Annotated in this window: 7 protein-coding genes; 2 read left to right on the top strand and 5 right to left on the bottom strand. The window is 73.1% G+C overall.

What is annotated here, in order from left to right; translation table 11 throughout:
• Positions 1-253: 253 nt before the first annotated feature.
• Complete coding sequence (locus ABZX22_RS07930) at positions 254-391, bottom strand: hypothetical protein (RefSeq protein WP_354906837.1); 138 nt, start codon at positions 389-391, stop codon at positions 254-256.
• A gap of 126 nt (positions 392-517) precedes the next feature.
• Between ABZX22_RS07930 and ABZX22_RS07925 the strand changes: the two genes are divergently transcribed.
• Complete coding sequence (locus ABZX22_RS07925; RefSeq protein ID WP_354906836.1) at positions 518-1,318, top strand: alpha/beta hydrolase; 801 nt, start codon at positions 518-520, stop codon at positions 1,316-1,318.
• Positions 1,319-1,431: 113 nt separating this feature from the next.
• Here the strand turns inward: ABZX22_RS07925 and ABZX22_RS07920 are convergent, their stop codons facing one another.
• From ABZX22_RS07920 to ABZX22_RS07905, 4 genes are all read right to left on the bottom strand, one after another.
• Positions 1,432-2,133 (bottom strand): hypothetical protein, encoded by a 702-nt coding sequence (locus tag ABZX22_RS07920; RefSeq protein ID WP_354906835.1) that lies wholly within the window; start codon positions 2,131-2,133, stop codon positions 1,432-1,434.
• On the bottom strand, positions 2,130-2,990 hold the full coding sequence (locus ABZX22_RS07915) for an ABC transporter ATP-binding protein (protein ID WP_354906834.1): 861 nt from the start codon (positions 2,988-2,990) through the stop codon (positions 2,130-2,132). The genes ABZX22_RS07920 and ABZX22_RS07915 overlap by 4 nt, the downstream gene beginning before the upstream one ends.
• Positions 2,987-3,340: a GntR family transcriptional regulator gene (locus ABZX22_RS07910; protein WP_354906833.1), complete on the bottom strand. Its 354-nt coding sequence runs from the start codon at positions 3,338-3,340 to the stop codon at positions 2,987-2,989. Before ABZX22_RS07910 ends, ABZX22_RS07915 begins: the two co-directional genes overlap by 4 nt.
• Before the next feature lie 81 nt (positions 3,341-3,421).
• Positions 3,422-5,920, bottom strand: a complete 2,499-nt coding sequence (locus ABZX22_RS07905) for a LuxR C-terminal-related transcriptional regulator (RefSeq protein ID WP_354906832.1) — start codon at positions 5,918-5,920, stop codon at positions 3,422-3,424.
• 65 nt (positions 5,921-5,985) lie between these two features.
• Between ABZX22_RS07905 and ABZX22_RS07900 the strand changes: the two genes are divergently transcribed.
• Positions 5,986-7,008, top strand: a complete 1,023-nt coding sequence (locus ABZX22_RS07900) for a phosphotransferase (RefSeq protein ID WP_354906831.1) — start codon at positions 5,986-5,988, stop codon at positions 7,006-7,008.
• Positions 7,009-7,068: the final 60 nt, after the last annotated feature.

Here is a 7,068-nt window from a genome sequence, read left to right as displayed (position 1 = left end):
GAAGTCCTCAAGACGGCCTCGAACATCAGCCAGCTCATCCGGAGTCACACAAAGATCATCTCACACAAGATCCCGAACTAACAAAGTACTACTAGGAGGCGCGACCGACACTTCCGCCGGCCGCCAGCGCCCTGAACGCGGCGACTCGTCCCGGGGCGACACGGTGTGCCAGGGGTCCGGGTGACGCGCGGGTGCCGCCGGAGCCACGGGCTCGCCCGGCACCCGCGCGCCCTCGGCCGTCCGCGCCGGCGGCTCAGTGGCGCTTCGGGCGCAGTCTGTCCAGGAACCTCCTCGCCTTCGCCTGGTTGTGCGGGTCGCTGGCCATGCGCTTGGCCTTGTCGATCGTTTGCTTGCCTTCCGGGCTGCGCAGATACGCGCGCACCTTGTCCATGAGGCTCGACATACGCGTCCTCTACCCAGTACGCGCGCACCTGCGCATGCCGGCGGCTGCGTAGAGTGTCCCGGCGATGGGGAAGACGACGTGGAAGACGACGTGGAAGACGGCGTGGAAGACGACATGAGAACGACGACCGTGCGACGTGACGGCGTGCGACTGGTCTGCCGCGACAGCGGCGGCCCGGGGCCCGCCGTCCTGCTCCTGCACGGCCTGGCCGGACAGTCCCGCGAGTGGGAGGCGCTCGGCGCGCACCTCGGCGGCCGTTACCGGCTGCTGGCGCTCGACCAGCGCGGCCACGGGGGCAGCGAACCCCGCCCGGGCGACACCTCCAGGGCCGCCTTCGTCGCCGACGCGGTCGCCGTCATCGGGGAGCTCGCCGCCGGGCCGGTGATCCTGGCCGGGCAGTCGCTGGGCGGCGTCACCGCGATCCAGGCCGCCGCCGCGCGTCCCGACCTGGTGCGGGCGCTGCTGCTGGTGGAGGCGGGCGCGGCGGCGGGTGACGACGAGACGCCCGCGGAGATCGACGGCTGGCTGGGCTCCTGGCCGGTTCCCTTCGCCGCCCATGAGGACGCGGTGCGGTTCTTCGGCGGCGGGCCGGTCGGCGAGGGCTGGGCCTCCGGGCTGGTCGCCGGGGTCGACGGCCTGCGCCCGACATTCGAGCGCGAGGTCGTCGTCGACGTCATCGCCGCGCACGCCCGCCGCTCGAACTGGGACGACTGGGCGGGCATCGCCTGCCCGACGACCGTCGTCCTCGGCGAGCGGGGCGTCCTGCCGGCGGAGGAGGTGGCCGAGATGCGGCGGCTGCGGCCCGACGCCCGGTTCGTCACCGTGCCCGGCGCGGGACACGACCTCCACCTGGAGCGCCCCGCCGCGGTGGCCGCCGAGCTCGACCGCCTGCTCGCCCCGGCGCCGCCCAGCTGACGAACGGCGTCCATTGCCGACGGTGTCACGGCGTCCGCCTCACCGGGGGCGCCACGCGACCTCGGCGGCCCGGCGGTGCCGGACGACGCCCCGAGCGGCATGGCCGCACCCGCTCACCGCTGGTTCCGCAGCGGGACGTCGCGGATGATCAGCCAGCTGAGGCCGAGGCCGACGGCGAACGTGCCCAGCCCCGCGGCCAGCGCCAGCGGCACCGACTGCGGGAGGTCGAAGCCGAGCCGGTCGGTGATGAACGGCAGCGGCATCCTGTCGCCGATCGCGCTCTGCGCCACCAGGACCATGAGGATGCCGACCGGTACGGCCAGCAGCCCGCCGCCCTGCCACCGGTAGAAGGCGGCCGCGCAGAACGCGCCGGTCACCAGCCAGGCCAGGAACATCACCGTGTACTCGAGGAAGATCAGCGGGACCTGCGTGGGCGCGGTGAACAGGTGGGCCTGGCCGAGCGCCCACGTCCATCCCGTCACGCCGTACAGCAGCGACTCCAGCAGGAAGCTGATCACCAGCAGGGCCGCCAGGAACGGCGCGAACAGCGCGATGGTGACCGCCGCCTGGAAGCCGAACTGGCGGCGGCTCTGCCCGTGGGCGATGTAGAGCGGCAGGAACTCGTTGACCAGGGCGACCCCGGCGAAGAGCGCGTACCAGCGGGTCAGCTGGACGGCCTTCTCCCACACGCTCTCGTCCAGGTTGCCCCAGATGGCGATGCCGACGGTGATCAGCGTGATGAGCACGAGGTAGGCCAGCCACGTGAAGGAGGCGAACCAGATGTTGGCGCCGAGGAGGCGACTGGGGAATCTCATGAGGCCGGGCCTCCGGTCAGGTGGATGAACAGCTCCTGCATCGCGATGGGGCCGGTCTCCAGGCCGGCGCGGCGGGCCTCGGCGTGGTCGAGCCTGCCGTACACCATGGCGGAGCTGGTGGGGCCGAGCCGCTTGACGCCGAGCACGGTCAGCTCCTTGGTGAACTCCTCGACCTGGGCCGTCGGGCCGGTGACGGAGGTGCCCATGGACAGCAGGTCGTCGGCGGGGGAGTGGACGACGAGGCGGCCCTTGTCGATGATGACGACCTCCTCGAACAGGGCGCTGACCTCCTCGATGAGGTGGGTGGAGAGGATCAGCGTGCGGGGGTGGGCCATGAAGTCGGCCAGCAGCGCGTCGTAGAAGGCCTGCCGGCTGGGGGCGTCCATGCCGAGGTACGACTCGTCGAACATGGTCAGCGGGGCCCGCGAGGCCAGGCCCACGACCACGCCGACGGCCGAGCGCTGGCCCTTGGACATGGTTTTGACGTTCTTCTTGGGGTCGAGCTCGAACAGGTCGATGAGCTCCTTCGCGTAGGCGGCGTCCCATCGGGGGCGCAGGTGCTCGGCGAAGTAGAGCGCGTCCTCCACGGTGCCCAGGTCGATCGTCTCGCCGGCGTCGCGGATCAGCGAGATGTCCCTGGTGATCGCCGTGTTCTCGAAGATCGGGCGGCCGTCGGCCAGCACGCCGCCGCCGCTCGGCTTGCGGAAGCCCGCCAGGACCGACAGCAGGCTGGTCTTGCCCGCGCCGTTGCGGCCGAGCAGGCCGTAGATCTTGCCCGGCTCGAGCGTGAGCGACAGGCCCTCGACGGCGTGGACGTCCCCGTAGCTCACGCGCAGGTCGTCGATGTCGATCCTCATCGGCTGTTCCTGATGCGGTCGATCACGTCGTCGAGCGGGATGCCGATGGCCTTGGCCTCGGCCACCATCGGGTCGACCACCTCGGTGAAGAAGCCCTCCCTGCGCTCCGCGCGGAGCGTGTCCCGGGCGGCAGGGCTGACGAACATGCCGATACCTCGTTTCTTGTAGAGGACGCCTTCGTCGACCAGTTGCTGGAACGCCTTCTGCGCCGTCGCGGGGTTGATGCGGTAGAAGGCGGCGTACTGGTTGGTCGACATGACCTGCTCGTCTCCCTTCAGTGCCCCGCTCATGACCTCGGCCTTGATGCGGTCCGCGATCTGCCGGTAGATGGGGCTCCGGTCGTCGAACATGGTTGCTCGCTTCTGTGGTTCATTACTCTTGTAATGAACCATAGAAGCCGTGCGGAAACGCGTCAACTCCCCGGGATCGGTTCAGCCGAGCAGGTCGGCCAGGTCGGCGCGGTCGCTCACACCGGTCTTCTCGTAGACGGCGTAGAGGGTGTTGGCGACGGTCCTGATGGAGACCACGAGCCTGGTCGCGATCTCCCTGTTGGTCAGGCCCTGGGCGGCCAGCAGGGCGATCTCACGCTGGCGAGGGGTGAGCGCGGGCACGTCCAGGTCGAGCAGCGCGGGAGTGCGGACGCCCTGGCAGCGGCGCGACAGCGCCCACGCCCTGGTCTCCGCGGCCCTGGCCGCACGGGTCAGCCCGTCGTCGCGGTAGCGGCGGGCCGCGTGAGCCGCCGCCTCCGCGGCGTGCACGGTCAGGCCGAGACCCTCGAAACCGATCGAGACGGCGTCGAATTCCGGGCCCGTGCGGGCGGCGGCGTGCCGGGCGAAGAGCGCGACCAGCGGGCCCTCACCGGTCAGGCGGTCGGCGACCAGCGCGGGGTGGCCGAGCCGTACGACGTCGTGCAGGACGAACGGCACCTGGACGGGCAGCGCCCGCTCGGCCGCGGCCAGCGCGGTCGCGACGGCGCCCGGCACGTCGCCGCGCGCCGCCCGCGTCCACACCTTCGCCTGCTGGAGCGGGACCACGACGGGCGGGCCGACCGGCAGCCAGGTCCGCTCGGCGCGCGCGATCGCCTCCTCCGCCGCGCCGACCTCGCCGAGCAGCGCGTGGGCATGGGCCAGCTCGCCCAGGCACAGGCCCGCCCACACGCTGCGCTCGGGCAGATGGGCGACCGTCTCCCTGCACCAGGCCAGCGCGTCGGCCACCCGGCCGCGCAGCCTGAGCGCCCGCGCCGTGCGGCTGCCGAAGACGATGGTCGTCCTGGCCCACATGCCGAGCTCGCCGTCCAGGCCGCGCCCCCGCTCGGCATGACGTTCGGCCGCCGCCAGATCGCCCAGATAGAGCGCGGCGTCCGTGGCGGCCTCCAGCAGCGCGGCCATGAGACTCGGCAATGTGTCCGGCACCAGGTCGAGCGTGCGGGCGACCAGCCGCAGGGACTCAGCCGCCCTGCCCTCCGCGGCCAGGATGCCGGCCTCGGTCGTGCCGGACGCCCGTACGCTGCGCGGATGCGTGGTCGGGCCCATGTCGGAAGCCGCGCGCAGCGACGCCCTCGCGCCCTCCAGATCGCCGGCGAAGACCTCCACCGAGGCCCTGGTGACTCGCGCCCCCTGCCGCGAGTCGAGATCGGCGGCCGATTCCTCGGCCACCGTCATCAGCTCCAGCGCCTCCTCGAGCCTGCCCAGCCCCCAGAACAGGTTGAAGGCCCGGTAGGACGCCCACTCCACGCGCGTGTGCCCGTCCATCGGCAGCCGGCCGGCGGCGGCGAACACCTCCTCCGACTCCGCGTAGCGGTCGACGTAGAACAGGATGCTGCCCAGCGCGAGCCTGGCCGGGACACCGTCGCCGGCCGCGCGGGCCAGGCGCTCGGCCAGCACGAGGTCGCGCACCGTCCGGGCCAGGTCGCAGGCGGCGAGCAGCAGCTCGGGATCGCTGTCGGCGCCGCTGTCCAGCCGCCAGACGGCCACCCGCAGCGCGTCCTCGCGGCGGCGCAGGCCTGCCTCCGCCACGGCGTCGGCCAGTTTGCGCTGGAGCTTGCGGGCCCGCAGGGTGCCGCAGCCGCGCCTGATGACCTCGCCGTAGAGCGGGTGGCCGAGCCGTACCTGCAGGCGGCGGCCCTCCACGTCGACGGTGACCAGCCGGCGGTCCTCCAGGCGCTCGACCGCGGCGGCGGTCGCCAGCGCGCCCAGCAGGTCGGCGCCGAGCGGCTCGCCGTACGCCAGGAGCTCCAGGACCTCGCGCTCGTCGGGCGTCAGCTCGCCGATGCGGCCCGCGATCGTCTCGCGCAACGACGGGGTGATCGCCAGTGGCCCGCGCCACCGCCACACGCCCGCGCGCTCGGCCAGCATCCCGGCCAGCACCAGCTCCCGCAGATACAGGGCGTTGCCGCGGCTGGCCTCCCACAGCCGCGTCACCGTGCCCGGCTCCACCCGGCCGCCCAGCGCCTGTTCGAGCAGCCGCCTGGTCTCCTCCACCGTCAGCGGCGCCAGCTCCATGCGCGGCAGCAGGCCGTCCTTCCACAACGCCCGCACGGCGTCCGGCGCCGGCGTCTGCGTGCGTAAGGTCGCGATCACCCGGGTACGGCCGCGCACCACCAGATGGTGGACGAGCGCGGCGGAGGCCGCGTCGAGCACGTGCGCGTCGTCCACCACCAGGACGGGCGCCCGCACGGCGTCGGCCGCCCAGCCCAGCGGGTTGCCCGCGGGCGGCGTGGAGGGCAGCAGCGGGCCGAAGGCGCCCAGCGGCAGCTCCGCGGCGGCGGCCGTGGCCCGCACCCAGGCCACGCCGTCGAGATCGCGTACGGCGTGCGCCACCAGACTGCTCTTGCCCACCCCGGGCGCGCCCACGACGACCAGGCCGCCAGTGGCGGACCTGATCTCCTCCAGCTCAGCCGTCCGGCCCGCGAAGGGCCACCCGCGTGCCACCCTGGAAGGCTATTTGAGTAGCCCGTACTCATGCGAGGGCATTCCCGGGAGAGCAGGCTGTGGCCATGGACTTGAGGGACCTGGTACGGCGCAGCCTCGGCGACCCGTCGGCCGAGATCGCCGAGCAGCGCAGCGAGGACGTGCCCGCGCACGGGTCCGGCGCGCTGTCCACCATCTCGCTGCGCAGGCTTCACGGCACCACGACGGCGGGCCTGCCCTGGTCGTTCGTCGTCAAGTCGATCGAGTCGCCGCGGCGCCGTCCGGGCATGGAGGAGCTGGCGGCGCACTTCCCGTGGCGGGTCGACCTCGACACCTACCTGGCGGGCTTCGCGCTGCCGGACGGCCTGCGCCTGCCGCGTCTGCACCACGTGGAGGACCTGGGCGGCGACCGCTACGTGATGTGGCTGGAGGACATCAGGACCGCCGACGCGCCCTGGGACCTCGACAGGTACCGGTCCGCCGCCCGGCTCCTGGGCGAGCTGGCCGCCATGCATCCGGCTGCCGGGCCCAACGAGGGCCTGCGCCACTACCTCGGCGGGCCGGTCGAGCACGTGTTCCTGCCCGCGCTGCGCGATCCGGACCTGTGGCGGCACCCGCTCGTCGCCGCCTACGCCGACCCGCTGCTGCGCTCCGACCTGCTGGCACTCGCCGCCAGGATCGAGCCGCTGGTCGCGGCGGTCGCCGAGCTGCCGCACACGCTCTCGCACGGGGACGCCTCCCCCGGCAACCTGCTCGTGCCCGCCGACGGCTCGGCGCGCTTCGTGGCCATCGACTGGAGCTGGCCGTACGCCACCTGCGCGGGCTTCGACCTGTGCCAGCTCCTGGTCGGCCGGGCACACTCGGGCGAGCTGACGCCGGCCGAGCTGCCCGCCGTCCACGAGGCGATCGAGGCGGCCTACGTCGAGGGGTCCGGCTTCTCCGCCGACGACGTCGCCTACGGCTACGCCGCCACGCTCGTGCTGGTCGCCGCGTGGACGACCCTGCCGCTCGATCGCCTGGCCGACGAGCCGACACCCGAGGTGCACGAGCTGTTCCGGCGGCGGGCGGGGCTGGCCAGGTTCGTCGCCGACCTCGGTCGCGGGCTCTGACGTGCGCGGACGCACGGGTATGCGCAGTCGCCGAACCGGGGTTCCGGTTCGGTGATATAC

This window comes from Nonomuraea sp. NPDC003804, from assembly GCF_040610675.1.
Classification (GTDB): Bacteria; Actinomycetota; Actinomycetes; order Streptosporangiales; family Streptosporangiaceae; genus Nonomuraea.
Note: the sequence above shows the minus strand (reverse complement) of the source record. Positions and strands in the feature narration are given on the sequence as shown.

Coding starts and splice junctions, on each gene's coding strand:
- ABZX22_RS07920 (WP_354906835.1), bottom strand. CDS start 2,133: ATGAGATTCCCCAGTCGCCTCCTCGGCGCCAACATCTGGTTCGCCTCC.
- ABZX22_RS07910 (WP_354906833.1), bottom strand. CDS start 3,340: ATGTTCGACGACCGGAGCCCCATCTACCGGCAGATCGCGGACCGCATC.
- ABZX22_RS07915 (WP_354906834.1), bottom strand. CDS start 2,990: ATGAGGATCGACATCGACGACCTGCGCGTGAGCTACGGGGACGTCCAC.
- ABZX22_RS07930 (WP_354906837.1), bottom strand. CDS start 391: ATGGACAAGGTGCGCGCGTATCTGCGCAGCCCGGAAGGCAAGCAAACG.
- ABZX22_RS07925 (WP_354906836.1), top strand. CDS start 518: ATGAGAACGACGACCGTGCGACGTGACGGCGTGCGACTGGTCTGCCGC.
- ABZX22_RS07900 (WP_354906831.1), top strand. CDS start 5,986: ATGGACTTGAGGGACCTGGTACGGCGCAGCCTCGGCGACCCGTCGGCC.